The sequence below is a fragment of the Methylomonas sp. EFPC3 genome, from assembly GCF_029643245.1.
Lineage (GTDB): Bacteria > Pseudomonadota > Gammaproteobacteria > Methylococcales > Methylomonadaceae > Methylomonas > Methylomonas koyamae_B.
In genome coordinates this window covers 1,464,839-1,490,397 of sequence record NZ_CP116398.1, presented here as the reverse complement: position 1 = coordinate 1,490,397, position 25,559 = coordinate 1,464,839, and the positions used below count along the sequence as shown (strand labels likewise).

Annotated in this window: 21 protein-coding genes; 9 read left to right on the top strand and 12 right to left on the bottom strand. The window is 59.8% G+C overall.

Annotation, left to right across the window (positions count from 1 at the left end):
- The 6 genes from msrP to PL263_RS06685 form a co-directional block, all read right to left on the bottom strand.
- Entirely contained in the window at positions 1-933 is a 933-nt protein-coding gene (msrP, locus tag PL263_RS06710) for a protein-methionine-sulfoxide reductase catalytic subunit MsrP (RefSeq protein WP_278212272.1), read from the bottom strand.
- Positions 934-1,011: 78 nt separating this feature from the next.
- Positions 1,012-1,422 (bottom strand): SDR family oxidoreductase, encoded by a 411-nt coding sequence (locus PL263_RS06705; RefSeq protein WP_278212271.1) that lies wholly within the window; start codon positions 1,420-1,422, stop codon positions 1,012-1,014.
- 3 nt (positions 1,423-1,425) lie between these two features.
- Positions 1,426-1,902, bottom strand: coding sequence for a DoxX family protein (locus PL263_RS06700; RefSeq protein ID WP_278212269.1), 477 nt, complete (start codon positions 1,900-1,902; stop codon positions 1,426-1,428).
- Between the two features lie 14 nt (positions 1,903-1,916).
- The gene (locus PL263_RS06695) at positions 1,917-2,687 is read right to left on the bottom strand and encodes a DNA-binding domain-containing protein (RefSeq protein ID WP_278212268.1); all 771 of its coding nucleotides are present in this window, start codon (positions 2,685-2,687) and stop codon (positions 1,917-1,919) included.
- Positions 2,671-3,552 (bottom strand): DUF692 domain-containing protein, encoded by an 882-nt coding sequence (locus PL263_RS06690; protein WP_278212266.1) that lies wholly within the window; start codon positions 3,550-3,552, stop codon positions 2,671-2,673. The genes PL263_RS06695 and PL263_RS06690 overlap by 17 nt, the downstream gene beginning before the upstream one ends.
- Before the next feature lie 12 nt (positions 3,553-3,564).
- A complete protein-coding gene (locus PL263_RS06685; RefSeq protein WP_278212264.1) occupies positions 3,565-3,840 on the bottom strand; it encodes a DUF2282 domain-containing protein in 276 nt (91 codons plus the stop codon).
- A 279-nt stretch (positions 3,841-4,119) separates the two neighbouring features.
- Between PL263_RS06685 and PL263_RS06680 the strand changes: the two genes are divergently transcribed.
- The 5 genes from PL263_RS06680 to PL263_RS06660 all read left to right on the top strand — a co-directional run bounded on the left by PL263_RS06680 (position 4,120) and on the right by PL263_RS06660 (position 9,407).
- Complete coding sequence (locus PL263_RS06680; protein ID WP_278212263.1) at positions 4,120-5,985, top strand: sigma 54-interacting transcriptional regulator; 1,866 nt, start codon at positions 4,120-4,122, stop codon at positions 5,983-5,985.
- A 112-nt stretch (positions 5,986-6,097) separates the two neighbouring features.
- Positions 6,098-6,640 carry a M15 family metallopeptidase gene (locus PL263_RS06675; protein ID WP_278212261.1) on the top strand — a complete coding sequence of 181 codons (543 nt, stop codon included), beginning with the start codon at positions 6,098-6,100 and terminating at the stop codon, positions 6,638-6,640.
- Between the two features lie 175 nt (positions 6,641-6,815).
- Positions 6,816-8,189, top strand: a complete 1,374-nt coding sequence (gene pabB / locus PL263_RS06670) for an aminodeoxychorismate synthase component I (RefSeq protein WP_278212260.1) — start codon at positions 6,816-6,818, stop codon at positions 8,187-8,189.
- Complete coding sequence (locus PL263_RS06665; protein ID WP_278212259.1) at positions 8,186-8,749, top strand: uridylate kinase; 564 nt, start codon at positions 8,186-8,188, stop codon at positions 8,747-8,749. Before pabB ends, PL263_RS06665 begins: the two co-directional genes overlap by 4 nt.
- Positions 8,742-9,407, top strand: coding sequence for a DUF2959 domain-containing protein (locus tag PL263_RS06660; RefSeq protein ID WP_278212258.1), 666 nt, complete (start codon positions 8,742-8,744; stop codon positions 9,405-9,407). The genes PL263_RS06665 and PL263_RS06660 overlap by 8 nt, the downstream gene beginning before the upstream one ends.
- Here the strand turns inward: PL263_RS06660 and PL263_RS06655 are convergent, their stop codons facing one another.
- Positions 9,408-9,842, bottom strand: a complete 435-nt coding sequence (locus tag PL263_RS06655; RefSeq protein ID WP_278212256.1) for a DUF6694 family lipoprotein — start codon at positions 9,840-9,842, stop codon at positions 9,408-9,410.
- A gap of 115 nt (positions 9,843-9,957) precedes the next feature.
- On the opposite strand from PL263_RS06655, the gene PL263_RS06650 reads away from it, so the two are divergent.
- Positions 9,958-11,700, top strand: a complete 1,743-nt coding sequence (locus tag PL263_RS06650; RefSeq protein ID WP_278212255.1) for a GTPase — start codon at positions 9,958-9,960, stop codon at positions 11,698-11,700.
- Positions 11,681-13,267: a GTPase gene (locus tag PL263_RS06645; protein ID WP_278212253.1), complete on the top strand. Its 1,587-nt coding sequence runs from the start codon at positions 11,681-11,683 to the stop codon at positions 13,265-13,267. Before PL263_RS06650 ends, PL263_RS06645 begins: the two co-directional genes overlap by 20 nt.
- Before the next feature lie 98 nt (positions 13,268-13,365).
- Here PL263_RS06645 and PL263_RS06640 read toward each other — a convergent pair whose 3' ends face one another.
- The 5 genes from PL263_RS06640 to PL263_RS06620 all read right to left on the bottom strand — a co-directional run bounded on the left by PL263_RS06640 (position 13,366) and on the right by PL263_RS06620 (position 23,630).
- Complete coding sequence (locus PL263_RS06640; RefSeq protein ID WP_347568940.1) at positions 13,366-14,811, bottom strand: efflux transporter outer membrane subunit; 1,446 nt, start codon at positions 14,809-14,811, stop codon at positions 13,366-13,368.
- 40 nt (positions 14,812-14,851) lie between these two features.
- Positions 14,852-17,980, bottom strand: coding sequence for an efflux RND transporter permease subunit (locus tag PL263_RS06635; RefSeq protein WP_278212250.1), 3,129 nt, complete (start codon positions 17,978-17,980; stop codon positions 14,852-14,854).
- Complete coding sequence (locus PL263_RS06630; RefSeq protein WP_278212248.1) at positions 17,977-21,108, bottom strand: MdtB/MuxB family multidrug efflux RND transporter permease subunit; 3,132 nt, start codon at positions 21,106-21,108, stop codon at positions 17,977-17,979. The genes PL263_RS06635 and PL263_RS06630 overlap by 4 nt, the downstream gene beginning before the upstream one ends.
- A 3-nt stretch (positions 21,109-21,111) precedes the next feature.
- Positions 21,112-22,377 carry an MdtA/MuxA family multidrug efflux RND transporter periplasmic adaptor subunit gene (locus PL263_RS06625; RefSeq protein ID WP_278212247.1) on the bottom strand — a complete coding sequence of 422 codons (1,266 nt, stop codon included), beginning with the start codon at positions 22,375-22,377 and terminating at the stop codon, positions 21,112-21,114.
- A gap of 392 nt (positions 22,378-22,769) precedes the next feature.
- Positions 22,770-23,630 carry a PilZ domain-containing protein gene (locus PL263_RS06620; RefSeq protein ID WP_278212246.1) on the bottom strand — a complete coding sequence of 287 codons (861 nt, stop codon included), beginning with the start codon at positions 23,628-23,630 and terminating at the stop codon, positions 22,770-22,772.
- Between the two features lie 166 nt (positions 23,631-23,796).
- On the opposite strand from PL263_RS06620, the gene PL263_RS06615 reads away from it, so the two are divergent.
- Both PL263_RS06615 and greB read left to right on the top strand, forming a co-directional pair.
- Entirely contained in the window at positions 23,797-25,014 is a 1,218-nt protein-coding gene (locus tag PL263_RS06615) for an MFS transporter (RefSeq protein ID WP_140913353.1), read from the top strand.
- Between the two features lie 40 nt (positions 25,015-25,054).
- Complete coding sequence (gene greB, locus PL263_RS06610) at positions 25,055-25,528, top strand: transcription elongation factor GreB (RefSeq protein WP_140913354.1); 474 nt, start codon at positions 25,055-25,057, stop codon at positions 25,526-25,528.
- Positions 25,529-25,559: the final 31 nt, after the last annotated feature.

Here is a 25,559-nt window from a genome sequence, read left to right as displayed (position 1 = left end):
TCAAAAGTAGCGGGCCAGGTCCATGCCGGCGTATAGCGGCGCGACCTGTTCGGCGTAGCCATTGAACATCAGGGTCTTGCGTTTCAGGAATTCGCCGATGCGGCGTTCCTTGGCCTGGCTCCAGCGCGGATGGTCCACCTCCGGATTGACGTTGGCGTAAAATCCGTATTCCCTGGGGCCGGCCTGCATCCAACTGGTGGTGGGCTGTTGTTCCAGGAAGCGGATCGCGACTATCGATTTGGCGCTTTTGAACCCGTACTTCCACGGTACCACGATCCGCACCGGTGCGCCGTTTTGCGGCGGCAGCACCTCGCCGTACAAACCGACGGTCAGTAGCGTCAGCGGATGCATGGCTTCGTCCAGGCGCAGGCCTTCGCGGTAAGGCCATTCCAATACCGCCGATTTCTGGCCGGGCATCTGCTGCGGATCGTGCAGGCTGACGAACTCGACGTACTTGGCCTTGCCGGTCGGCTCCGCACGTTTGATCAATTCGGCCAGCGGAAATCCCAGCCAGGGAATCACCATCGACCAGGCTTCGACGCAACGCAGGCGGTAAATCCGTTCCTCCAGCGGTGCCATTTTCAAGATTTGGTCGATATCGAAGGTGACAGGTTTCTTGACTTCGCCCTCGATGCTGACAGTCCAGGGCCGGGTCTTTAAGCTGCCGGCGCGGGCGGCCGGATCGTCCTTGCCGGTGCCGAATTCGTAAAAATTGTTATAGCTGGTGACCGACTGCAACGGCGTCAAAGATTCGTCGGCATTGAATTCCGACTTTTTGATCTCGCCGAAGCCGCCCGCCGCCCATAGCGGTTGCGGTAACAGCGCCGCCAACGCCGCGCCGCCCGCCGTTTGCAAGAATTTGCGGCGGGCTTGAAATAAGTGTTTTGGCGTGATTTCGGCCGCCGGGATTTTGGGATAGTGGTAATTTTTCATGGATGCCTTCTGGTCCGGAAATTAAATTGCAAACGGCTTGCGTTGTTCAGTGATAAGGATTTTGCCGCCAAGTTCCGATTAGGTTTGGCTGGCGCCGCCCGCCGCGGCCAAAAACGCCGCAACGGCGTCATAACTCAGGGCTAGTACCGGCGGATCGGTTGGGCCCAAAGCCACCGATAGCGCTACGAAGTGCGAACCGGCGCCGACCACAAGATCCGGTTGGCCCCAATAGGCCAGCAGCACATCGCACAGGCTGCGCAGCTCGCCCGGAAGCGTAATATCGGCCCGAAACGCCATGGCTTGGCCGCCGCGGTTGCGGATGCGTTCCGCCAGCCGCTCCGCGGCGTCGCGCCGATCCGGGTAATTCAACATGACTCTGGCGCCGGCCAGAGCCAGCGCTTCAGCGGCGGCCGCGCCTGCGGCACAAGTGGAGTTGATCACCAGCGCGGTTTTGCCGTACAGAGGCAAATGGGCGTTTGAAGTCGACATGCATCAATCCGGCCGGCGGCGCAACTGCGCGAGACAGGCATCAACCGACCAACTGCCTGGGCCGTGCGCCATCAGCACCAGCAACAGCAAACCCCAAGTCCGGTGTTGTTCCAGGCCTGCAGCGCCCAGTTCCGGATAAGACACCACCGCGACGATATTGAAACCGAACAGTAACGCCGCCGCCGAGCGTGCGTACAGGCCCAGAAACAAGCCCAGCGGCCCCAGCAGTTCGATGGTCGTGGCCAGCACGGCTGCCGCCGGGCTCGGTAACAGCGGTACCGCATATTCGAATTGGAACAAGTATAAGGTGCTGTCCCAACTGCTCAACTTGAGCCAACCCGAAATCCAGAATGCGTAGCCGACCCATGCGCGCAGCACCAAGTCGGCCAGCGGCGTCAGCTGGTGACGCAATCTTAGGAAAAATGTGTTTACGGCTTTGCCCGGCGCGGCCGGGGCAGGATTCGAAAGCAGCTTATTCATGGCTTTAACCTCGGTTACATTAAAACGATATCGGCCAGCAGACCGCTGCGCAGTCCGGCCAGCAGCCAGGGTTCTACAGCGAAATCCGGGTCGCATGCCAAAGCGGCGCCGACGGCAGCGGTTAAGTTCGCTCTGCCGGCCAATGCCGCCAAACAACGGTATTCCGCCAATGCCAACGGCCGGATCTCGACGTCCCACTGGGGCCGAAACACTAACAGCCGGCAACCGCCCGCATCCAGATTGACCTGCGGATCGCCGAGATAATCGGCTTGGTTGCTGAGCCAGATCGGCAGCAGCGGATAGCCGGATTCGAGCAAACCGACGCTAGGATGCAACTTTGCCGTCAACTCGCCGCAATCGACCTGGTTGAAATCGCGCAACGTCGTCAACGCCGGAACTGGGGATTCGGCGGCGTGGTAGGCTCGGTGGTAAAGCCACTCCAGCCGCGCCACATCGGCCAGGTAGGGCAGGCTGGCGGCAGCGGCAAAGCCGGCAATCAGCTCGGCGAAATCGGCGCCGAATTCGAGCAGACAGGCCGCGGCCGGCGGATATTCGGAGATATAGGCCCGCGCCAGCCGGTCGAAGAAGCCGGCGCCGACCAGGCGGTTTATAACCGGGTAGGTGTCGCCCAAGGCCTGGCTCAAACCGGTTTGGGTGTTGTTGCGGTAAACGGCCATCCGCCGCTCCGGGGCGATGCCGTTGGCGACAATACCGGCCGGAATCCGGGCGGAGTCGCCAAACACGAAACCGGTAAAATCGCGTTGCAGATCATGCAGCCTGGACATAATTTTGCTCCATATAGCGATCGGCGCGCGCGGCCTGACCGATCAGGGTGTGCCAATCCGGTAAATCCGCATCCCACTCGATCAACGTCGGTCGGTTGCCGAACAGTTGTAAAACCATGCGGAACAACTGCCATACCGGCTCGGCGACCGGGCCGTCGTGGCTGTCAATCAGGATTACGTCAGCGCCGATTTGGTTGCGGCGGTGGCCGGCCAAATGGAATTCGGCCACGCGGTCGGCATCGAGTGCGAGCAGGTAATCCAGCGCATCCCAACCGTGGTTGTGGCAGGACACGTAAAGGTTGTTGACGTCCAACAGCAAACCGCAGCCGCTGCGGCGGGCCAATTGGCTCAGGAATTCGGCTTCGCTGTAGTCGGCATATTCGAACTGCAGATAACTGGACGGGTTTTCCAGCAAGATTGGCCGGCCGAGGAAGTCCTGCACCTGCGCCACCCGTTGTACCCATGCGGCGAGGGCCGATTCGGTATAGGCAATCGGCGCCAGATCGTTGAAATAGCGGCCGCCGAACGCACTCCAAGACAAATGCTCGGACACCAGAGCCGGCTCGATGCGTTCGATCAACTGCTGTAACTGGCGTAGATGGCGCTTGTTCGGAGCGTCTACCGAGCCGAGCGACATGCCGACGCCGTGCAGGCTGAGCGGATAGTCCCGCCGCAGGCTTTCCAGCATCCGTAGCGCCGGGCCGCCCGCGGCGAAATAGTTTTCGCTGTGCACTTCGAGCCAGGCCGGTTTGGCCGGGCTATGCAAGGCATCGCGGTAGTGCGGCGAACGCAGCCCGATTCCGGCCGCAGCCGGAATCGAAGCGTTAACGGCGCCGAAGGATAGGGTATTGCGTGACTGCGCCATGACCGATCCGGATTACATGCCGGCCGGAGCTTGCAGGCTGCCGCCGCTGATGCGCTCGCAGGTGCCGGCCGGCAACGCGATGAAGGCATCTTTCTGGTTACCGCTGATTGCGTGGCCGGCGCACGCGTTGGACAAGGTTTTGCAATCGTTCTTGCCGGCTTTGGCGACGCCGTAGCATTTCTCCATATCGTTTTTTTCGGCGGCCGCGGCTATGGATGGCAATCCCACAGCGCTCATGGCAAGGATGGACGCCAAAGCGGTACTGACGACGGTGGTTGGGTTTTTCATGGATAGTCTCCGTTGAGTTAGATTAATGAAGTGTCGGCAGCCTGCGCCGTCCGACACAGCGAATATCGCAAGCGCCGTGCCAGGTTCTGTTGTGGGAGATTAGTTAAGCTTAATCAATGGTTTGGGAAAATATGGCGGTATCGGTGGTCAAGTTTGCACTGAAGGTAGCCGCGATATTTCGCGGCGGCCGCCAAATATGGTGGCCTTGGCTTGGCGGCCGCGGCTAGAATGTGGCGGCGTTTTGCGGCATCAATTTTTTTCGTCCACTCTTTTGTAAATATGGACCCAAGCGATTCCAACGATTTTTCGATTCTGAAGGCGGTGGTCGAAGGCACCGCCCAAGCCACCGGCGGCGACTTCATGCGTTCGTTGGTGCGCAACTTGTGCCTGGCGACCGGCGTGGCGAACGGTTTCGTCGCCGAGTTTGCCGAGGCCAAGACCCGGGTGCGCTGCTTGGCGTTCTGGACCGACGGCGAATTTCTGGACGATCAGGAATGGGATTTGCCCGGTACGCCGTGCGAAGACGTGTTGCGCGGCAATTTCTGCCATTACCCTACCGGCGTGTCGCAGATGTTTCCGCACGAGCAGGGGGTGGAAAGTTATTTGGGCGTGCCGCTGCGCGACGGCGCAGGCGAGATACTCGGCCACTTGGCGCTGTTCGATAGGCAAGCGATGCCGGAGCGGGACAATCTGTTCTATGTCTTCAAAATCTTTGCCGCCCGCGCCGCGGCGGAATTGAACCGGCTGCGCATCGAGCAGCAACTGCGGCTCAGCGAACAGCGCTTCCGCGAATTGTTCGACGAAGCGCCGATCGCCTATGTGCACGAGGATGTGGAAACCCGGTTTCTGCAAGCCAACCAGGCGGCATTGCGGATTTTGGGTTTAACTCGAGAGCAAGTAAGCACCACGCGCGGCATTTCCCTGGTGCCGGAGACGCCGGAAGCCCAGGCCCGGTTGCAGCAGGCGTTCGCATCGGTCGAAAAAGGCACGGATAGCGCCGGCGTGGTGCTGGAATTGCGGCGCAAAGACGATGGCCGACCGGTCTGGATTCGCTGGTGGTCGAAAACCGATCCCAGCGGCTGTTTTCTGCGGACGATGTTCATCGACATCACCGCCCAAGTCTTGATGGAACAGGAGCAAGCCAAGTTGGAGGCGCAAAACCGCTACCTGCAGGAAGAAATCAAGGCCGAGCACAATTTCGAGGAAATCGTCGGCCGCAGCCCGGCGCTGCGCTCGTTGCTGCACCAGGTGCAGCGTGTGGCGCAGACCGACGCCTCGGTACTGATTCAAGGCGAATCCGGCACCGGCAAGGAACTCGTGGCGCGCGCCATCCACTCCGCCAGCAAACGCAAACAGCGGCCGCTGATTAAAGTCAATTGCGCGGCGTTGCCGTCCAGCCTGATCGAAAGCGAATTGTTCGGCCACGAAAAAGGCGCTTTTACCGGTGCGATCAGCAAACGTATCGGCCGTTTCGAACTGGCCGAAGGCGGCACGCTGTTCCTGGACGAAGTCGGCGAAATTCCGCTGGACGTGCAGGTCAAATTATTGCGGGTGATCCAAGAACGCGAATTCGAACGCGTCGGCGGCCAGACCCCGATCAAAATGGATGTACGGGTCATCACCGCCACCAACCGCGACTTGTTGCAGGAGGTGGCGAACAAAAATTTCCGCGAGGATTTGTTCTACCGGCTGAACGTGTTTCCGCTGACCACGCCACCGCTGCGGGAGCGGCTGGAAGACATTCCGCTGCTGGCCGATTTTCTGATCGGCAAATTCGCGCCGAAAATCGGCAAAAAAATCAACGGCGTCGGCGCCGAATCGATGCGACGTTTGCAGAACTACCGCTGGCCCGGCAACATCCGCGAACTGGAAAACATCATCGAGCGCGCCATCATCCTGGCCGACGGGCCGTGGCTGGAGATCGGCGCCGAGCAATTGCCGGGCAGTGCGACGGATATTTCAACCGTACCGCCGCAGATCGGCGACGCCAGCCTGGATGCGGTCGCCCGCGAACATATCCTGCAGGTGCTGGAGCAAAGCCGATGGGTCATAGAAGGCCCGCAAGGCGCGGCGCAGCGCTTGCAGGTCAAGCCCAGCACGTTGCGCTATCGGATGCGGAAACTGGATATTCGTAAGCCGCGATGACAGCCCGCATCGAATTCATTGATTGCATTGCGAAATCGGCGGCGCCGGATTACGTCAGGCCGGCGGTCGACAACAGTCCAAGCGGCGAATGGTTCGGCCAACCGCCGCTGAGATGAGCAATCATCCCGAAACCGTAAGCTGCGATCCGCGTGCGCTCTGCGCCGCGCTGGGAATTGCCGTCGAAGCGGTCGAAGCCCGCGGCTTGCGCCTGTATCCCGCCGCAGAACGCTTGGCCGTCGCCGACCTCGACCATAAAGGCCGGGAGTTTCTAATGACCCCGGCCGCCGGCCGCGCCTGGCAGGCGATGAAGGCCGCCGCAGCGGCCGACGGCATCGAGATTTACCTGATCTCGGCCTACCGCAGCGTGGAACGCCAGGCCGAGATCATCCGCGCCAAGCTCGACGCCGGCGCGGCAATTGCCGAGATCCTGACCGTGCTGGCGCCGCCCGGCTACAGCGAACACCACACCGGCCGCGCCGTGGATTTGACCTGCCAGGATGCACCGGCGGTGCAACAGGGCTTCGAACTGACCGCGGCCTTCGCCTGGTTGCAGGTCAACGCCAATCGCTTCGGCTTCGTCATGTCCTATCCGCCGGACAATGCCTCAGGTTATCGCTACGAGCCTTGGCATTGGTGTTATCAAGATATTTCTTGAGATTTGCGGTCGGCGCTATCGCTAATGTCGCATTTTTTAAATCCGGCCGTTGCCCGCTAAGGGCCTTTCCGGGCGAGTCGGGTCGGCGGGTTTGGTTAAAGCCGGCGGCTGGTATAAAATCTTGCGGTGTTCAATCACGTCCTTGCCGGTCAATCCGGCCCTGCATCCGCGTTTAATGCTTCTAGCCAAACCCACTAAACATCCGCTGCCGTATTTTCCGGACAGCGCGCAATTATTCGCCCCTATTGCCCATCTGCCGTGGGCGGTGTTCCTGGATAGCGCGCAACCTCACAGTCGTCAGGACCGTTACGATATTCTGGCTTATGCGCCCGTAACCACTCTGCAAACCTACGGCAACCTGACCAGGATCGAACGCGACGGGCAGGTCGTCGAAAGCGCTGCGGACCCGTTCGAATTGTTGAAGCAGCAACTGGGAGAGGTATTGCCGGCAATCGACGGCTTGCCGTTCTGCGGCGGGGCGATCGGTTACTTTGCCTACGACTTGGCCCGGCGTATCGAAAAATTACCTGCCATCGCGGCGGACGCCGAGGGCATTGCCGACATGGCGGTCGGCATTTACCGTTGGGCGGTGGTCGTCGATCATCAGCAACAGCAAAGCTGGCTGGTCGGTTACGGTTTGACCGATGAACTGCTACAACGCTTAATCGCCGAGTTCAGCCAACGATCGCCACAGGGTCCGACTGCAGCGTTCCGGGTGTTGCAGCCGCCTGCCGCCAACATGGACAAGCGCCAATATGCGGCGGCCTTCAACAAAATCAAAGATTATTTGAAAGAAGGCGATTGCTACCAGATCAATCTGACCCAGCGTTTCAGCAGCGCCTGCGTCGGCGAGCCGTGGCAGGCCTTCGAGGTGCTGCGGCGGATCAATGCCGCGCCGTTCAGCGCCTATTTAAATCTGCCGGACGTCCAGGTACTGAGTTCGTCGCCCGAGCGATTTTTGAAAGTGACCGACGGCGCGGTCGAAACCAAGCCGATCAAAGGTACCCGCCCGCGCCGTCCGGACCCGGAACAGGATCAAGCCCAGATCGAAGACTTGGTGGCTAGCGCCAAGGACAGGGCGGAAAACGTGATGATCGTCGATTTGCTGCGAAACGACTTGGGCAAGTGTTGCCGGAAAGGTTCGGTCTGGGTGCCGAATTTGTTCGCAGTGGAAAGCTACGCCACCGTGCATCACCTGGTCAGTACCGTCACCGGCCAGTTGGCGCCCGGCCAGCATGCGCTGGATTTGTTGCGCAGTTGTTTTCCGGGCGGCTCGATCACCGGCGCGCCGAAAATCCGGGCCATGGAAATCATCGAGGAATTGGAACCGCATCGGCGCGGAGTTTATTGCGGCGCGATCGGCTACGTCGGCTTCGACGGCAATATGGACACCAATATCGCGATCCGGACCCTGGTGCACAACCGCGGCACGATTCGCTTCTGGGCCGGCGGCGGCATCGTCAACGATTCGGTACTGGACGCAGAATATCAGGAATGCTTCGATAAAGCGGCGGCACTGTTGCAGCTGTTGGCGCAATTTAGCGAATGATTTGCGTCGTCAAACTAGGCGGCAGCTTGTTGGAAACGGCGGCATTGCCGGCTTGTTTGGCGGCGGTGGCGTTGCGGCCGGGACTTAAAGTCATCGTTCCGGGCGGCGGCCGGTTTGCCGACCAGGTTCGCGCCGCGCAACGCGATTATCGGTTCGACGAAGTCGCGGCGCACCGGATGGCCTTGCTGGCGATGCAGCAGATGGCCGAATTGATGCGCGGGCTGCTGCCCGAGCTGGAAGTCCTAGCCGCTACCGACTCGCTTGCAGCCGGGGCGGCGGCCAAAACCTGGGTCTGGGCGCCGCATGTCGCCGAATTGGATGCGGCCGGAGTTCCGGCTAGTTGGGACGTCACCTCGGACAGTCTGGCCGCCTGGCTGGCCGGGCGGATTGCGGCCGACGAATTGGTGGTGGTCAAGTCGGCGGCGGTCGTGGCCGGGACCGACTGGCCGGAATTGCAGCGGCAAGGCATCCTCGATCCGGCTTTTGCCCGTTTCGCTGACGCCGCTTCCTGTAAAATCAGCGTGGTCAATAAAGACGACTTCGTGTTCCATCATGATTAATTTCCTGAAAGCCCTTCTGAACCGGCGCTTGCGCAAAGCGTATTACCAGAGCCGGGAGTCCCTGCTCGGCCACCACAAACGCGACATCGTCGTGATGCAGGTCGACCAGGCCTGCCATAGCCTGAAAGACAGCCGCGACCAATTCGTCGAGGCGCTGGATAAATTCAAAACCCTGGTGCATTTGCCGGAGAGTTCGTTGGAACAACGCTACCAGCAATTGAAGCGGCGCTACGATGTCTGCCGCAGCAAGGCCGACACCGTCAGCCAAAAGATACAGGCGGTGGAGGAGGTCAGCGAGGCCTTGTTTGCCGAATGGGAAGCGGAGCTGGATTTGTACAGCAATCGGGTTTTGCGTGCCCGCAGCCAGCAGCAATTGAAAAAATCCCGCCAGCAATATGCGCGTTTGCTCAAGGCGCTGCAAACTGCGGAAAATCGGATGGTGCCGGTATTGGCGGCGTTTCAGGACCAGGTGCTGTTTTTGAAGCACAACCTCAATGCCCATGCCATTGCAGCGTTGCGGCACGAGTTCGTCGAGATTGGCGTGGATATTTCGAAGTTGATCGAGGTGATGGAGAAAACCATTACCGAGGCCAGCCTGTTCGTTGCCGTCCTTGCGGATCAGAAGCAACTGCCGGCCCCGGTGGCCGCGCGCAAGTAATTACATCGCGTGCATTTTGTAATCGACCCGTGCCGGCGGGTTTTTATCGCGGGCGTCAGGCGTTTTCTTGCGGTTTTGGTCGATGCGCTCTTGCGAATACTGGGTAATCATTTGGTCCCAGGAATCGTATTGAGCGTACTCTTTGTTGCCGGACGACTTGCGTTTGGCGAACAATTCCTTGCCGGTTTCTATCAACTGTTCGGGGGTTTTACCGTCAATTGCGTCCAGGAACTCCTGGTTGCTGCGGATCTCGTCGCGCAGAGTCCAGAACGACACTTCGAATTCGATGCGTTGGTCCAGCGGCAATTTTTCCTTGATATGGCTGATCGACCTGTTGACGGTTTTCATGCTGCTGCCGTTGATCTGGTTGCTTTTATTGCAACCGACCATCACCGAACAGAGCAGTAAAACCAATACCGTTGACGCTTTTTTCATAGTGCAGCCCCCCAGTGGCTAAATAAACAAACCCGATTTTTGTATTTATAATGGTTGTAATGCGGGTCACCCAACAAACCAAATTACTCGGTAATTAAAAACACAAGCTTACCACATGCTGGATTTTATCCAACTTCTCAAACAGCGTTACGAAATTGTGCTACAGCAGTTGGATCGAAAACATTCCCGCTTCGGGGAATACCAGCAACGCATAGAACAGTTACTCCACGCCGAAGCCTTCATCCGCAAAGGCCAGCTGCTGGAAAACCAGCCGGGCTTGCCTTTGCAGATTGCCGTGATCGGCCCGACCCAGGCCGGGAAAAGTTCGGTCGTCAATTTGTTGTTGAATAACGATAGCGCCGGGGTCAGCCCTTTGGCCGGCTATACGGTCCATGCCCAGGGCTTCTGTCATCGAGTGGCGGCGGAGGCTTGCGACGGCCTGCAGCATTATTTCGGCCGTTTCCAACAGCTGGGGCGCGACGCGTTACGGCCGGGGCGCTACGATTGTTATTCGCTGAGTCCCAGCAGCAACGTTTCCGCCTTGCTACCCGATTGTGTACTGTGGGATACCCCGGATTTCGACTCGATCGACTCCGCAGATTACCGGGAGGGCGTGGTCCGCACCATCGCCTTGGCCGACGCGGTGATTTTGGTGGTCAGCAAGGAAAAATACGCCGACCAATCGGTTTGGGAGTTGATGAAATTCATCGAGGCTTACCAACAGCCGACCCTGATTTGCGTCAATAAGCTGATGGAAGGCAGCGAAACGGTCATTTTGGAATCGTTGCGCGACAAATGGCGGCAAACCCGGGCCGATTCGCCGCCGCCGATGCTGGGGATCTTGTTCCAGAAAGCCCCGGCCCAGCCGCAATGGCCGGCCCGCGCCGGTAGCGCGGTCGCCGAGCTGACGCAGAAAGTCATCAGGAACAAGCATTCGGTCAAGCAGCAACAGCTTGTCAGCCGCTATTGGCTGCCTTGGCTGGAGCCGGTATTCAGCGAGCACCACGCCCAACGCCATTGGCAGACCCTGGTGGACCAATGTCTGGCCGACGCGTTGCAAGACTACCGGCGCGATTATTTAAATCACCCCCATCACTACCAGACCTTCCAGAATGCATTGTTGAATCTGCTGACGCTGTTGGAGATTCCCGGCTTGGCGCGGGTATTGGGCAAGACCCGACGGGCCATGACTTGGCCGTTTCGCAAATTGCTGGATTGGGGCAATGCCAAATCGGCGGCCAATCCCAGCCACGAACTGGCGGTGTTGCAGCAATTGGGCGAGCATTTGCTGATCCGGCTGGCCGACCGGGTGCTGGAGAAGACCGAAACCGAGCCGGCCGACAGCTATTGGTGGCGGGAAAACGCGATGGCCTTGCGCCAACGCCGCGGCGAAATTTTGCTGGCCTACCAACGCGCGGTCGATAGTTACCATCAAGATTTCCAGCAGGACGTCGAAGCCGCCGCGCAACGCCTGTACCGCAAATTGCAGGATCAGCCGCTGATTCTGAACAGTCTGCGCGCGACCCGAGCCACCACCGACGCCGGCGCGATGCTGCTGGCGATTCAGGCCGGCGGCATCGGCGTGCAAGATTTGGTGATTACGCCGTTGATCTTGACCATCACCTCGCTGCTGGCGGAAAGCGCCATCGGCAGTTACATGCATCGGGTCGAAGCCGAATTGAAACAGCACCAATTCACTACCGTGAAAAATACCTTATTCGACGACTGTCTGAGGCAGCGTTTGTACCAACTGCCGCTTGCCGTGCATAGCCAGACCCGGTTCAACATCTCCGAACAACAATGCCATGCCGCAGAGCTCGCGCTGAAAGAGAAGAAACATGGCTTGCGCATACTCTGAATTGGTGGCCGATGCCCAACGCTGGGCGACAAACGCCGCTGCCCACGGCCGGATAAGCGCGGAACAGGCCGGACTGTTCGACAACCTGGATCAAGCCGGCTCGGGGCCATTGTTTAAGCCCGACAGCGGTCAAACCGACATGCCGCTGATCGTGGCTTTCATGGGCGGGACCGGCGTCGGCAAGAGCAGCCTGTTAAACCGCCTGGCCGGCCAGGCCATCGCCAGGGCCGGCATCGAACGGCCGACCTCGCGGGAAGTGACGCTCTACCATCACCAGAGCCTGAGCATCGATAAACTGCCGGAGGGTTTGCCGCTGGACAGCATCAAAATCAGCCGTCACCACGATGAGAGCAATAGCCATATCGTCTGGATCGACATGCCGGATTTCGATAGCGTCGAACTCGGCAACAAACGCTTGGTGCTGGAATGGCTGCCGCATATCGACGTATTGCTGTACGTGGTCAGTCCGGAACGTTATCGCGACAATAAGGCTTGGCAATTGCTGCTGGCGGAGGGCGCCAAACACGCCTGGTTGTTCGTCATGAACCAATGGGACCGCGGCCTGGCCGTGCAATACGACGACTTCAAACAGCAGCTGGCCAAGGCCGGCTTCGCCGACCCCTTCCTGTTCCGTACCAGTTGCAGCGAACCTGAGGGCGACGAATTCGGCCTGTTGCTGGAGCAATTGCGGCAGCTGTCCGGCCGGCATAACGTTGCCCGCTTGGAACGCCGCAATCAGCAACTGCGGCTTAGACGCCTGCAGCAAACCTTGCAACAGCTGGCCGCCGAGATCGACGGCCGCGATTTTGGCGTCTTACAGACTAATCTCGACGCGCTATGGCCGCAAACCGAAGCGAATTTGCATCAGGGGTTGGCCTGGGCCATGCAGCAGCTCGCCAAGTGTTGGGCGGACAAGCTTGGCCAGAACGCCGATATTTCGTTATGGGACGAATGGGCGCAAAACCGGCTGAACGATATGCTCGACGAACTGATTCTGCAGGCGGCGCAAGCCAATTTGCCGACCAAACCGCTGAAGTCCGCGCTGCAGACTATCCGCGAGAACGCCGGCAAGACCCTGGCCGCCCAAACCGAACTGGCCGGGCGCCAAGCGATGTTGAATCCCGGCAACGGCGCCCAGCGTCTGCTGATGAAGGCCGCGGCTGTCGGCGAAACCTTACTGCCGCTGGCGGCAATGGGAGTGGTCGGCTATCAGGTTTTTTCCGGCTACTACCACAGTGCCGCCGAAAACAGCGCCTACCTCGGTACCGACTTTGCCGTGCACAGCGTGCTGCTGATCGGTTTGAGTTGGCTGATTCCGTTTTTCTTGCACAAGAAAATTCAGCCTTCGTTGTATAACGCCGCATTAAAGGGCTTGCACAAGGGGTTGCAATCGGCCTTGGCGGCGGTGTCGGCCGATATCCGCCAAATACTGGCTTCGGAACAACAGGGTAACCAAGCGCTGCGTGCCGAGTTGCAGGGGCTGATCGGGCGTTGCGCGGTGGCGCCGGAGGCGGCGATCGAAACCCAGAGTCTATTGGGCCGGGTATTGTTGGCCGATGGCGGTTAACCGATTTCGCAACGGGTGCCATTGATATTCGCTGCCTGCCACAATCACTGGAACCGGCCGAATGCCGCCTTGCCGCCAAACCGGCTGGCTTGGCCGGTTTACTCCACCAGCGGCAGAATCAAATAGTCGGTCCATTTCCGCTCGCCGTCGGCCTGGTCTGCGGTCGGCAGCAGGGTTTCGTTCCAGCCGCCGCCGAGGGCTTTGACCAGTTGTACCGCCGCCGACAGGCGCTGCCCCAATAACTGCACGGCGGTTTGTTGATTGGCCAGCGCGGCGGTTTGCGCGGTCATCACGTTCAAATAACTGACCGTGCCGGCTTGGTATTGGTTGTTGGTCAAGGCCAGCGCTTGTTTGGCGTTGGCAACCGCTTTGTCCTGGACTTGGCTTTCCTGTTCCAATATCCGTAACGCGGCCAAATTATCCTCCACTTCCTGAAAGCCGGTCAGCACGGTCTGCCGGTAAGCGGCGACGCTGGCGTCGTAGGCGGCGATGGCCTGTTTGTATTGGGCGTTCGTCACGCCGCCGTCGAATAAGGTCAGGGCCAGCCCGGCCGGACCCAATGACCAGTAGCGCCGGGCCATCGTAAACAGATTGCCGGGGTCGCCGGATTGGAAGCCGTTGGTGCCGGCCAGATTCAACGTCGGGTAATAGGCGGCCTTGGCGACGCCGATTTGGGCGTTGGCGGCGGCGATCTGGCGTTCTGCAGCGGCGATGTCCGGCCGGCGCTCCAGCAACTCCGACGGCAGGCTGACCGGAATACCAGGCGGTTGCGCGTTCAGCGGCGCCGGGGCCAAAGCCAATTCGGCCGGCGTTTTACCGATCAATACTGCGATTGCATGCTCCAGTTTAGCGCGTTGCACCCCCAGGTCGATGGCTTGGGCGCGCACCGTTTCCAACTGGGTTTCGGCCTGGACCACGTCGGCTTTGGCGGCAACGCCAACGGCATAGCGGTTTTTGGTGATTTCCAGGGTTTTGGCGAACGCGGCGATGGCTTCATCGAGCAGTGCCTTCTGCGCGTCCAATGTCTTCAATTGAAAGTAATTGTCGGCTAACGTGGCTTGGCTGGACAGAATCAAGCCGTGCAAGGTGGCGGCGCTGGCTTGGGCGCTGTCGGTATTGGCTTCCAATTGGCGGCGGACCCGGCCCCATAAATCCGGCTCCCAGGCGATCCCCACCGCCTGACCGAATAGATTGCGTACGCCGGCAACGGCGACGTTTTGGCCGGTCGCGGCTTTGAAACGATTGAAGCTGCCGGTCAATGTAGCCACCGGCAACAGCGACGATTGCGCCGATTGCACCAGATGCTGGGCTTGGCGGTATTGGGCCTCGGCTTGAATCACGGACTGGTTGGCGCCGGCGACCTGTTCTTCCAGGCTGTTTAACAGCGGGTCGCCGAAAATTTCCCACCATTTGCTCGGCAATCCGCTGTCGCGCGGCTGAGCCGGCTTCCAGCCTTTGGCTTCCTTGAATTCGTCGCTGATCGTGGCTTGCGGGCGCATGTAATCGGGACCGACCGTGCAGGCGGCCAATGGCAAGGTCAGCAAGCAACAGACTGCGGCAGTTTTTTGTCGTGGAAGCATGAAATTACAGTGGCTGGGAATTCGCCGCCGGACGGGCGGTCGGGTTGCTGAAACGGCCGTTGAGCCAGAGCCGGAAACGGTCCAGGTAAAGATACACCACCGGCGTGGTATACAAGGTCAGCAGTTGGCTGAAAACCAGACCGCCGATAATCGCTATACCCAACGGCTGCCGCAATTCCGCGCCGTAACCGCTGCCCAAGGCCAGAGGCAGTGCACCGAACAAGGCGGCCAAGGTCGTCATCAGAATCGGCCGGAACCGTAGCAGGCAGGCTTCGAAAATGGCGTCGTGCGAGTTCAGGCCGTGTTCGCGCTCGGCCTGCAAAGCAAAATCGATCATCATGATGGCGTTTTTCTTGACGATGCCGATCAGCAAAATCACCCCGATCAAGGCAATGATGCTGAATTCCTTGCCGCAGGCCATCAACGCCAGCAGGGCACCGACGCCGGCTGATGGCAAGGTCGAAAGAATGGTGAACGGATGCGTCAGGCTCTCGTAGAGGATGCCGAGCACGATGTAAATGCTCAGCAGCGCCGCCAGAATCAGCCAGGGTTGATTGCGGAGCGCCTCCTGAAAGGCCTTGCCCGAGCCTTGAAAGCCGGCAGTGATGTTGGCCGGCAGGCCGATGTCGCGCAATGTCTGCTCGATCGCGGCGCTGGCGGTCGACATGGATACGCCGGGTTTCAGGTTGAACGACAATTCGCCGACGGCAAACTGGCCCTGATGGCGCACCGTTAACGGCGTATTGCTCGGCGCAAAACTGGCCAGCGCGGACAACGGAATTTGCTTGGCTTGGTTGGGTCCGCCGCTGCCGGCTTGGCCGGGCGCACTGATATAGAGTTGTTTCAAGGTCTCGGTCGACTGCCAGTATTGCGGCGCTACTTCCATGATCACCCGATACTGGTTTAACGGGTTGTAGATCACCGACACCTGACGCTGGCCGAAGGCGCTGTTCAGGCTGCTATCGATCAAGGCCTGGCTGACGCCGTAGCGCGCGGCCAGATCGCGGTTGACGGTCAGCCCGATCTGTTCGCCTTTATCCTGCTGGCTGGTACTGACGTCGCTCAATTCCGGCAATTTGGCAAAGGCGGACTGTACCTTGGGCGTCCATTCCCGGAGCAGTTGCAGATCGTCGGCTTGCAGCGCGTAATCGATCAGGCCGAACGACGGCCGGCCGCCGATGCGCAATTCTTGCGACGGCGATATGTGCAGATTGGCGCCGGGTATCCGCCCGGCCGCCTTGCGTAGTCGCTCCATGACGATGTCGATCCCGTCGCGCTGTTGGTGCGGTTTCAAGGTGATGAATATCCGGGCGCTGTTCGCGCTTTGCGAGCTGCCGGCGAAGCCGGCGACGTTGGCCACCGCCGGGTCTTTCAGCAGGATGTCCGAGATCTGCCCGAACTGCTTTTGCAAGGTTTGGAACGAGGTGTTCTGATCGGTTTGAATTTCGCCCAGCAGGCGGCCGCCGTCCTGGGTCGGAAAAAAGCCTTTGTCGATATGGATATAAAGATAAACGTTCAGGCCTATGGTCGCCAGCAGCAACACCAGTATGAATCGGCCGTGGCGCAAGGTCCAAGCCAGGCTGGTGCGGTACAGATGTTGCAGCCGGTCGAAGCCGGCGCCGATTGCATAATAGAGGCGGCCGTGTTGCCCGCCGTCGCGACCCAGCCAGCGCGCGCACAGCATCGGCGTGGTCGTCAATGAAACCAGCAGCGATACCAATACCGCCGCCGACAGGGTTACGCCGAATTCGCGGAACAAACGGCCCGGCACGCCGCCCATCAGCAGGATGGGCAGGAATACCGCCACCAACGATACGCTCATCGACAATACGGTGAAACCGACTTCGTTGGCCGCCAGCAGCGCGGCCCGGAACGGCGGCACCCCTTGTTCGATATGGCGGTTGCTGTTCTCGACGACCACGATGGCATCGTCGACCACGAAGCCGGTGGCAACGGTCAGCGCCATCAGGGTCAGATTGTTCAGGCTGAAACCGCACAAATACATCACGCCGCAGGCGCCGAGCAGGGAGGCGGGTACGGCGACGATCGGCACCAGCGCCGAGCGCGGGTTACGCAGAAACACGAGCACCACCAGGATCACCAACGCTACCGCAACGAACAGGCCGTGTTCGACTTCCCGGATCGAGGCCCGGATCGACAGCGAGCGGTCGACCACCACCGACAATTCGATGTTGCCCGGCAATGCTGCTTTCAGTTGCGGCATCACCGCCAACACCTGGTCTACAGTTTGGATCACATTGGCCAGCGCCTGCTTGCGGATGATCAGCAATACCGAGGGCTTGCCGTTATGCAGGCCGGTGTTGCGCAGGTCTTCGACCGAATCGACCGCCTGACCCAGATCGGCGATCCGCACCGGCGCACCGTTGCGGTAAGCCACAATCAAGGGCAGATACTCTGCGGCCTTGCGCGCCTGGTCGTTGGCCTGAATCTGCCAACGGGTATCGGCGTTTTCCAACACGCCTTTCGGCCGGGTGACGTTGGTCTGGGCGATGGTGGTGCGGACGTCGTCCAAGCCTATGCCGTAATGACTGAGGGCGTTGGGATTCAATTCCACCCGCACCGCCGGCAAGGCCGCGCCGCCGATCTGCACTTGGCCGATACCGGGAATCTGAGAGATCTTTTGCAGCAAAATCGTCGAGGCGGCATCGTACATCTGGCCGCGAGGAATGCTGTCCGAGGTCAACGCCAGAATCAGGATCGGCGAGTCGGACGGATTGTCGCGCCGGTAGCTGGGCCGATTCGGCATGTTGCTGGGCAGCATGCCGGCGGCGGCGTTGATCGCGGCTTGCACGTCGCGGCAGGCGCCGTCGATGTCGCGGTTTAAATCAAATTGCAGCGTAATCGAGGTGGAGCCTTGCGAGCTGTTGGAAGTCATCTCGCTGACGCCGGCGATGCGGCCCAACGCCCGCTCCAGCGGTGTGGCGACGGTAGTGGCCATGGTTTCGGCGTCGGCGCCCGGCAATTGCGCCTGCACCGACACGGTGGGGAAATCCACCTGCGGCAACGACGACACCGGCAAACTCAAAAACGCTAGTATCCCGCACAGCGAAATCGCCACGGTCAGCAGCGTGGTGGCGACCGGGCGGCGGATGAACAATGCCGACAGATTCATCGCGACTCGCCGTTGGCTTCGGCCGAATCGTCGCCGCCCAATCCGAATGCCGTTTTCACCCGCCGCGCCAGATGATCCATCGCCAGATAAATCACCGGCGTGGTGTACAAGGTCAGCAGTTGGCTGAGCAACAGGCCGCCGACCATCGTGATACCCAGCGGATGCCGCAGTTCCGCACCGACGCCGTTGCCCAGCATTAACGGCAGGGCGCCGAGCAGCGCGGCCAGCGTGGTCATCACAATCGGCCGGAACCGCAGCAGACAGGCCTGAAAAATCGCCTGTTCCGGCGGCAGGCCTTGCTGGCGTTCGGCGTCCAGCGCAAAGTCGATCATCATGATCGCGTTCTTCTTGACGATGCCGATCAGCAAAATAATGCCGATGATGCCGATGATGCCCAGATCGTTATTCGATAGTTGTAAGGCCAGCAGCGCGCCGACGCCGGCCGAAGGCAGGGTGGACAGGATCGTCAGCGGGTGGATATAGCTTTCGTAGAGTACGCCGAGGACGATATAGACCGTGACGATCGCCGCCAGAATCAGCCATAGGGTATGGGTTAACGAGGCGGTGAAGGCTTGGGCCGCGCCCTGGTACTGGCTGCGGATCGACAACGGCAATTCGATATGCTGCTTGGTAGCTTCGATCGCGGCAATTGCATCGCCCAGGGCGTAGCCTGGAGCCAGATTGAAGGACACGGTGCTGACCGGATACTGGTCGAGGTGGTTGATCGCCAACGTGGTCGGCCGCTCGGACAGCTGGGCAATCGCCGATAGCGGCACCTGGCTGCCATTGCTGGAGGGCACCCGCAATTCGTTCAGCGCCGTCGGACTGGTTTGCTCGGCCGGATCGACTTCCAACACCACCCGGTATTGGTTGGCCTGGGTAAAGATGGTCGAGACCAGACGCTGGCCGTAGGCGTTGTACAAGGCATTGTCGACCGCCGCCGTGCTGACGCCGAGCCGGCTGGCCGTGGCCCGGTCTATTTCGACGAACACTTGCCGGCCTTGATCCAGCACGTCGCTGACCGCGTCGCTGAATTCGGGCTTAGCGCGCAGCTCATCCACTAATTTACCGGTCCAGCGGTTCAGTTCGTCCCGATCGGCGCCTTCCAGGGTAAATTGATACTGGGTGCGGGTGACGCGGTTTTCCATCGTCAAATCCTGCACCGGTTGCAGATATAACTCGATTCCCGCCAGTCCCGCCAGTTGTTGTTGCAACGACGCGATGACTGCGGATGCCGGCGGCCGCTGCCCGTGCGGTTTCAAGTTAATCAGGAAGCGGCCGCTGTTTGGGGTCGGGTTGATACTGTCGACGCCGATGAAGGAAGACAGGCTTGCCACCGCCGGGTTGGCCAGGATGACAGCGGCCAACTTTTGCTGCTGCTCGGCCAGCGCCTGAAACGACACGGTCTGCGGTGCTTCGGAAAAGCCTTGAATGATGCCGGTATCCTGGCTGGGGAAAAAGCCTTTCGGAATCCACAGGTACATCGCCACCGTCAATGCCACGGTCGCAAAGAATACCAACAGCGTGGCGGTTTGCCGGCGCATCACCCATTCCAGCGTGCGGCCGTAAGCCGCGATTAATCGGCCGAACCAGCCGGTTTCAGGCTCGGCCCCGGCCTGGCTGCTGCGCAATAATTTGGCGCACATCATCGGCGTCAAGGTCAGCGAGACCACTGCGGAAATCAGAATCGCCACCGCCAAGGTAATCGCGAATTCCCGGAACAAGCGGCCGACCACGTCGGACATGAACAGCAGCGGGATCAACACCGCGACCAGCGAAAACGTCAGTGAAATAATGGTAAAGCCGATTTGCTCGGAGCCTTTCAATGCGGCTTGCAGCGGCGATTCGCCGCGCTCGATGTAGCGGGAGATGTTTTCGATGACCACAATCGCATCGTCCACCACAAAGCCGGTGGCGATGGTCAGCGCCATCAAGGTCAGGTTGTTGATGCTGAATTCGGCCAGATACATCGCCGCGAAAGTGCCGACCAAGGACAGCGGCACCGCGACGCCGGGGATAATGGTCGCCGGAATATTGCGCAAAAACAGGAAGATCACCATCACCACCAGCGCCACCGCCAGCAGCAGTTCGAATTGGACGTCGTGGACCGAGGCGCGGATGGTGACGGTGCGGTCGGTCAAGGCCGAGACTTCGATACCGCCGGGCAGCGAGGCCTGCAATTTGGGGAGTAATTCTTTGATGCGGTCGACGACTTCGATCACGTTGGCGCCGGGTTGGCGCTGAATGTTGACGATGACCGCCGCGGTGTCGTTAGCCCAAGCGGCCAAGCGGACGTTTTCGGCAGCGTCGACCACGTTGGCGACGTTGGCTAACTTGACCGGCGCGCCGTTTTTGTAAGTCACGACCAACTCGCGGTATTCGGCGGCCGAGCGTAATTGGTCGTTGCTGTCTATCGCCGCCGCTCGAGCCGGGCCGTTGATCGAGCCCTTGGGCTGAGCCACGTTGGCGGCGGCGATCGCGGCGCGGACGTCTTCCAGGCTTATGCCGTAAGCCGCCAAGGCTTTGTGGTTGGCCTGTATTCGTACCGCCGGGCGCTGGCCGCCGCTGATGCTGACCATGCCCACGCCGGGCAACTGGGCGATTTTCTGGGCGATGCGGGTATCGACCAAGTCTTCGACTTTGAACAGCGGCAGCGTCTTCGAGCTGACCGCCAAGGTCATGATCGGCGTGTCGGCCGGATTGACCTTGCTGTAAATCGGCGCCTGCGGCAAGTCGTTGGGCAGGAAATTGGCGGCGGCGTTGATCGCAGCCTGCACGGTTTGTTCGGCAACGTCCAAATCCAGGTTTAGGTTGAACTGCAAAGTGATGACCGACGCCCCGCCGGAGCTGGTCGAAGTCATTTGGGTCAGGCCCGGCATTTGCCCGAATTGGCGTTCCAACGGCGCGGTGACGATGGCGGTCATCACTTCCGGGCTGGCGCCGGGGTAGAGCGTGGTGACCTGGATGGTCGGATAATCGACCTGCGGCAGCGCCGATACCGGCAACAAGCGGTAGGCCAGCACGCCGACCAGCAATAGCGCGAACATCAGCAGCGAGGTTGCTACCGGCCGCAGGATGAATAGCTTGGACGGATTGAAACCGGCCTTGCCCGGTTCGCTGAAACTCATGCATTATCCCCGTCGCCGGCGTTTGCCTGCTTCGCCTTCCGGCGGGTTTGGGTTGGCCGGGGCGGCAACGGCCTGGCCGTCCCTTTCGGCAACATCGACTTTGCTGCCGTCCTTGACCCGATCGCTGCCGTTGACGATCAGAGCCTCTCCGGCCGCCAGCGCTGCCGGCACCGCGATCTTTTCGTCGTTGCTTGGGCCCGGTTCGATCCGGCGCAGATGAGCGACGTTTTCGCCGTCGACGATAAAGACGAAGGGGCCTTGGGCGTCGTGTTGCAGTGCCGCGGCCGGAATTTGGGTAACCCCGCGCAACGTGTCCAGGTGCATTTTGACGTTAACGAACTGGTTGGCGAACAGGGTTTGTTCGCGGTTGTCGAATTGGGCTTTGAGTTTGATGGTGCCGGTAGTCGGGTCGATCTGGTTGTCCAGCGCCATCAGTTTGCCGTCGGCGAGCTTGGTTTTGCCGCTGCGGTCATAGGCTTCGACGCCAATGTCTTTGCCTGACCGGTAGTGTTTCGCCACCTCCGGCAATTGGTCTTCCGCCAAGGTGAACACGATGTTGATCGGCTGGGTTTGGGTGATCACGACCAAGCCGGCGGCGTCGCTGGCGCGGACGATATTGCCCTGGTCGATTTGCCGTAAGCCGACTCGGCCGGCAATCGGCGCGGTCACTTTGGCGTAACTTAGTTGTAATTTGGCGTTGTCGACCTGGGCCTTATCCATTTCCACGCTGCCGCGGTATTGTTTAACCAAGGATTCTTGAGTCACGGTTTGCTGGGCGGCGATCGAATCCTGTTCCAGCAGGGTTTGGTAGCGGGCTTGGTCCAGCTCGGCGTTTTTCAACAGTGCTTCGTCGCGTTGCAATTGGCCTTGAGCCTGTTGTAACTGTACTTGAAACGGCCGCGGGTCGATTTCGGCCAGCAGGTCGCCGGCCTTGACCGGCTGGCCTTCGCTGAAATAAACCTTGACCAGTTCGCCGTCCACCCGCGGTTTGACGGTGACGGTGCGGAGCGCGGTGACGGTGCCGAGCGCGTTCAGGTATACCGGGAAATCGCCGCTGCGCGCGGTCGCGACCGATACCACCGCCGGTGCGTCGTCGTCCTGGCCAAAGCGTTTGCTTTTAGCGCCGCGCTCGGCTTTTTTGTCCGGAGCGGTTGTCCCTTGAAGGAAATAAATGCCGGTGCCGGCTGCACTGAACGTCAGCAGGATTGCCAGCCAGAGCCGGATTCGGCTTTGGCCGCGTGTCGGCGGAGTCGTTGCTTGATTTGTCATACGGTTGTGCAATTTAACTGTACTCAGTGAGCGGGAGGCGGTTGGCGGCGGTTGGTTGCCGGACCGGCTTGCGGGCGGATTCGGTTTTGGGTGTGGTCATGCGCGCTGCTGTTGGGCCGTTAACAAACTGGGCATTTGAAATGGCCGATTGGTTTTGAAATAAACATTTAGCATTTTGCAGTGTGATTGGCTGCTGCCAGCGGATTCAAATCGTATGGCTTTGCTGAATCATATCGGAGTGTTTGCATTGCCGCGCTATTTTTAGGTCGGCTGCCGTGTGCCGAGCGAGCGGATATTGTGACGTAATTGCGGCCGACGCGTTCCGGCGGGAATTGTAAAATCCGGTAAAATCCGGCGCCGCAACGGTTGGCGGGGCGAAACCGGCGGGACGTTTAGAACGCCAAGTACAGGTATGCGGTGATTGCGGTGGCGCTAATGCCGACGATTTTCAATTTGTCCAGACCGCTTTGCTGCTCCCAGAAATAGCCGTAACTGGATTTTTTCCGCAACGCGAATAGCAGCAGCTTGTTCAGCCAACGTTTGCCGGCTGCCGGGATCCTGCGGCCGACGAAATATGCTACCACGGAAGCGAGCGTGACAATGGTATAGAACACGATGACCTGGGTTTCGTGAGTACCGGTATGCAGTAAATGTTCGACCATGTGGTCCAGGCCCATTTCCAGGTATTCGAACAGCAGATGGGCGACATGCAGCGCGATTTCCCACAGATGGTGCAGTAATCCGAGCAGCAGCGCCCAGGCCAGATCCGGCATCGCCAGCGCCGTCAGCAACAACGCGGCGGTTAGGGCTTTGATCGTCATTTCTTGTTTGTTGCGGCGGTCGACATGGCGCCGCAGCAATGCGCTGTCGGCTTCGCTCAAGTTGACGAAGCGGATCCCTACCGTATGCGGATAGCGGTTGTCTTCGTAGGGGTTGCTGGGTTTGCAATACACCACCTGGCCGCAAGTACTGATCGTGGTCATGCTCGACAACAACAGAATTCTGAGGAGTAAATAGTCGCCGGTTAGCATGCGCTCTTTCGCGGTGAACGACATACCGTTGGCGCTGATATTGGCTTGCAAGGTATCGTTTTCGACACTGCTCGACGGCGGCAGGACTCGTCCGGCCCGGCCTGTGGTGTGGGCGGACAATTCGCCGTCGGGTATCGCTTGGTAGAAAAGGTTGACCTGTTCGTAGATGCGTAGCGCCAACCTGCGGTTGTGGTGTTGGGTCTGGGTTGCGGTCAAGCTCATCGAAGCCCTCGTTACTCAAGCGGATTACTGTCTGATAATAGCCAATACCGCCGATTTCTCAATCTGCCGGTCCACTAGTCCGTTTGCGGCAAGCGCCGGTCGAAACGCGGTACACTAAGCGGTGCGCGGCCCACGCCGCATTTTGACCCTTTCGCCGCGACTCGACATGCATCTGCCCGCTTATTTCAATACCGCCTTCATCAAATTACTCAGTTTCCGCTTGTTGATCGTGTTGGCCTACCAGATGATGGCTATCGTCGTCGGTTGGCATATTTACGAATTAACCCATGACGCGTTGGCATTGGGGCTAATCGGTCTGGCCGAGGTGATTCCGTATTTCTGTTGCGCGTTGTTCGCCGGTTACGCGGTGGACCACTATTCCCGGCGCTGGTTCGGTGTCGGCGCCAGCCTGCTGGTGGCCTTGAACGGTCTGATGTTGGTCGCGGTATCCGAAGCCTGGATCGCCAACCGGCCGCTGGTATGGATTTACGCGGCGATTGCCTTGACCGGTATTGCCAGAGCTTTCATCGGCCCCAGCTACAGCGCGCTGTTCGCCTTGGTCCTGCCGCGCGAACAATACGCCCGTGCCGCGGGCATCGGCAGTTCGGCATTCCAATTCGGACTGGTGGCCGGACCGGCCATCGGTGGTTTGATTGTCGCTTGGGCCGGTAAGACCGCGGCTTACGAAACCGCGACCGGGTTGTGCGTACTCGCCACGCTGGCATTGTTGTCGTTGCGGGTGGCGGAGCCGCAGCCGGCGGAAAGCGCGCCGATTTTTACCAGTATCGGCGAAGGCCTGCGTTTCGTGTTCGGCAATCAAATCGTGCTGGGCGCGCAGTCGCTGGACATGTTTGCGGTATTGTTCGGCGGGGCCGTGGCGATGTTGCCGGCTTTTATCCACGAAATTTACCATTACGGGCCGGAAGGTTTGGGCATTCTGCGCGCGGCGCCGGCGGTCGGGGCGGTGATGATGGGTTTATTTCTGGCCCGGTTTCCGATCGATCGCCACGCCGGGCGCTGGCTGTTGGCGGCCGTCGCCGGCTTTGGCGTCTGTATGATCGGCTTTGCCCTGGCGCGAAATTTCTGGTTGGGTGGCGCGTTTTTGTTGTTGTCCGGTCTGTTCGACGGCGTCTCGGTGGTGATGCGCACCACGATTTTGCAATTGGCGACGCCGGATCCGATGCGCGGCCGGGTGTCGGCCATCAACGGCATCTTTATCGGCTCGTCCAACGAATTGGGCGCATTCGAGTCCGGGGTCGCGGCGCGATTGATGGGTTTGGTGCCGTCGGTCGTGTTCGGCGGCGTGATGACCTTACTGGTCGTGGCTGGTACCGCAAAACTGGCGCCGCAATTGCGCCGTTTGCAATTGCGGCAATTGCATTGATCGGCATTCTCAGGCTTCCCGAAACGAGGCGGGCAAAACCATGGCGACACCGTTGATTACCCGGCAGGGTTACGAAAAATTGCAACAGGAATTGGATCATCTTTGGCGGGTGGAACGGCCGGAGGTGACCAAACTGGTGACCTGGGCCGCCAGTTTGGGCGACCGCAGCGAAAACGCCGACTACCAATACAACAAGAAGCGCTTGCGCGAGATCGACCGCCGGGTGCGATATCTGCAAAAGCGGCTGGATAGCTTGAAGGTGGTCGATTATCACCCGGAGCAGGAGGGCAGGGTGTTTTTCGGCGCCTGGGTCGAGATCGAGAACGACGAGGGCGAAAAAAAGCGGTTTCGGATTGCCGGCTACGACGAGATTTTCGATCGGAAAGATTACATTTCGGTCGATTCGCCGATGGCGCGGGCCTTGTTGAAAAAGCAGGTGGATGACGATGCCGTGGTCAAGACCGATGCCGGCGTGTTTACCTGGTATATCAACTCGATCGAGTACCAGAAATAGGCGCGCCGGACGGCAAAAGGGCTTATCATGT

Coding starts and splice junctions, on each gene's coding strand:
- pabB (WP_278212260.1), top strand. CDS start 6,816: ATGCTTCTAGCCAAACCCACTAAACATCCGCTGCCGTATTTTCCGGAC.
- PL263_RS06705 (WP_278212271.1), bottom strand. CDS start 1,422: ATGTCGACTTCAAACGCCCATTTGCCTCTGTACGGCAAAACCGCGCTG.
- PL263_RS06625 (WP_278212247.1), bottom strand. CDS start 22,377: ATGACAAATCAAGCAACGACTCCGCCGACACGCGGCCAAAGCCGAATC.
- msrP (WP_278212272.1), bottom strand. CDS start 933: ATGAAAAATTACCACTATCCCAAAATCCCGGCGGCCGAAATCACGCCA.
- PL263_RS06615 (WP_140913353.1), top strand. CDS start 23,797: ATGCATCTGCCCGCTTATTTCAATACCGCCTTCATCAAATTACTCAGT.
- PL263_RS06665 (WP_278212259.1), top strand. CDS start 8,186: ATGATTTGCGTCGTCAAACTAGGCGGCAGCTTGTTGGAAACGGCGGCA.
- PL263_RS06700 (WP_278212269.1), bottom strand. CDS start 1,902: ATGAATAAGCTGCTTTCGAATCCTGCCCCGGCCGCGCCGGGCAAAGCC.
- PL263_RS06685 (WP_278212264.1), bottom strand. CDS start 3,840: ATGAAAAACCCAACCACCGTCGTCAGTACCGCTTTGGCGTCCATCCTT.
- greB (WP_140913354.1), top strand. CDS start 25,055: ATGGCGACACCGTTGATTACCCGGCAGGGTTACGAAAAATTGCAACAG.
- PL263_RS06645 (WP_278212253.1), top strand. CDS start 11,681: ATGGCTTGCGCATACTCTGAATTGGTGGCCGATGCCCAACGCTGGGCG.
- PL263_RS06655 (WP_278212256.1), bottom strand. CDS start 9,842: ATGAAAAAAGCGTCAACGGTATTGGTTTTACTGCTCTGTTCGGTGATG.
- PL263_RS06630 (WP_278212248.1), bottom strand. CDS start 21,108: ATGAGTTTCAGCGAACCGGGCAAGGCCGGTTTCAATCCGTCCAAGCTA.
- PL263_RS06650 (WP_278212255.1), top strand. CDS start 9,958: ATGCTGGATTTTATCCAACTTCTCAAACAGCGTTACGAAATTGTGCTA.
- PL263_RS06660 (WP_278212258.1), top strand. CDS start 8,742: ATGATTAATTTCCTGAAAGCCCTTCTGAACCGGCGCTTGCGCAAAGCG.
- PL263_RS06680 (WP_278212263.1), top strand. CDS start 4,120: ATGGACCCAAGCGATTCCAACGATTTTTCGATTCTGAAGGCGGTGGTC.
- PL263_RS06675 (WP_278212261.1), top strand. CDS start 6,098: ATGAGCAATCATCCCGAAACCGTAAGCTGCGATCCGCGTGCGCTCTGC.
- PL263_RS06620 (WP_278212246.1), bottom strand. CDS start 23,630: ATGAGCTTGACCGCAACCCAGACCCAACACCACAACCGCAGGTTGGCG.
- PL263_RS06635 (WP_278212250.1), bottom strand. CDS start 17,980: ATGAATCTGTCGGCATTGTTCATCCGCCGCCCGGTCGCCACCACGCTG.
- PL263_RS06690 (WP_278212266.1), bottom strand. CDS start 3,552: ATGGCGCAGTCACGCAATACCCTATCCTTCGGCGCCGTTAACGCTTCG.
- PL263_RS06695 (WP_278212268.1), bottom strand. CDS start 2,687: ATGTCCAGGCTGCATGATCTGCAACGCGATTTTACCGGTTTCGTGTTT.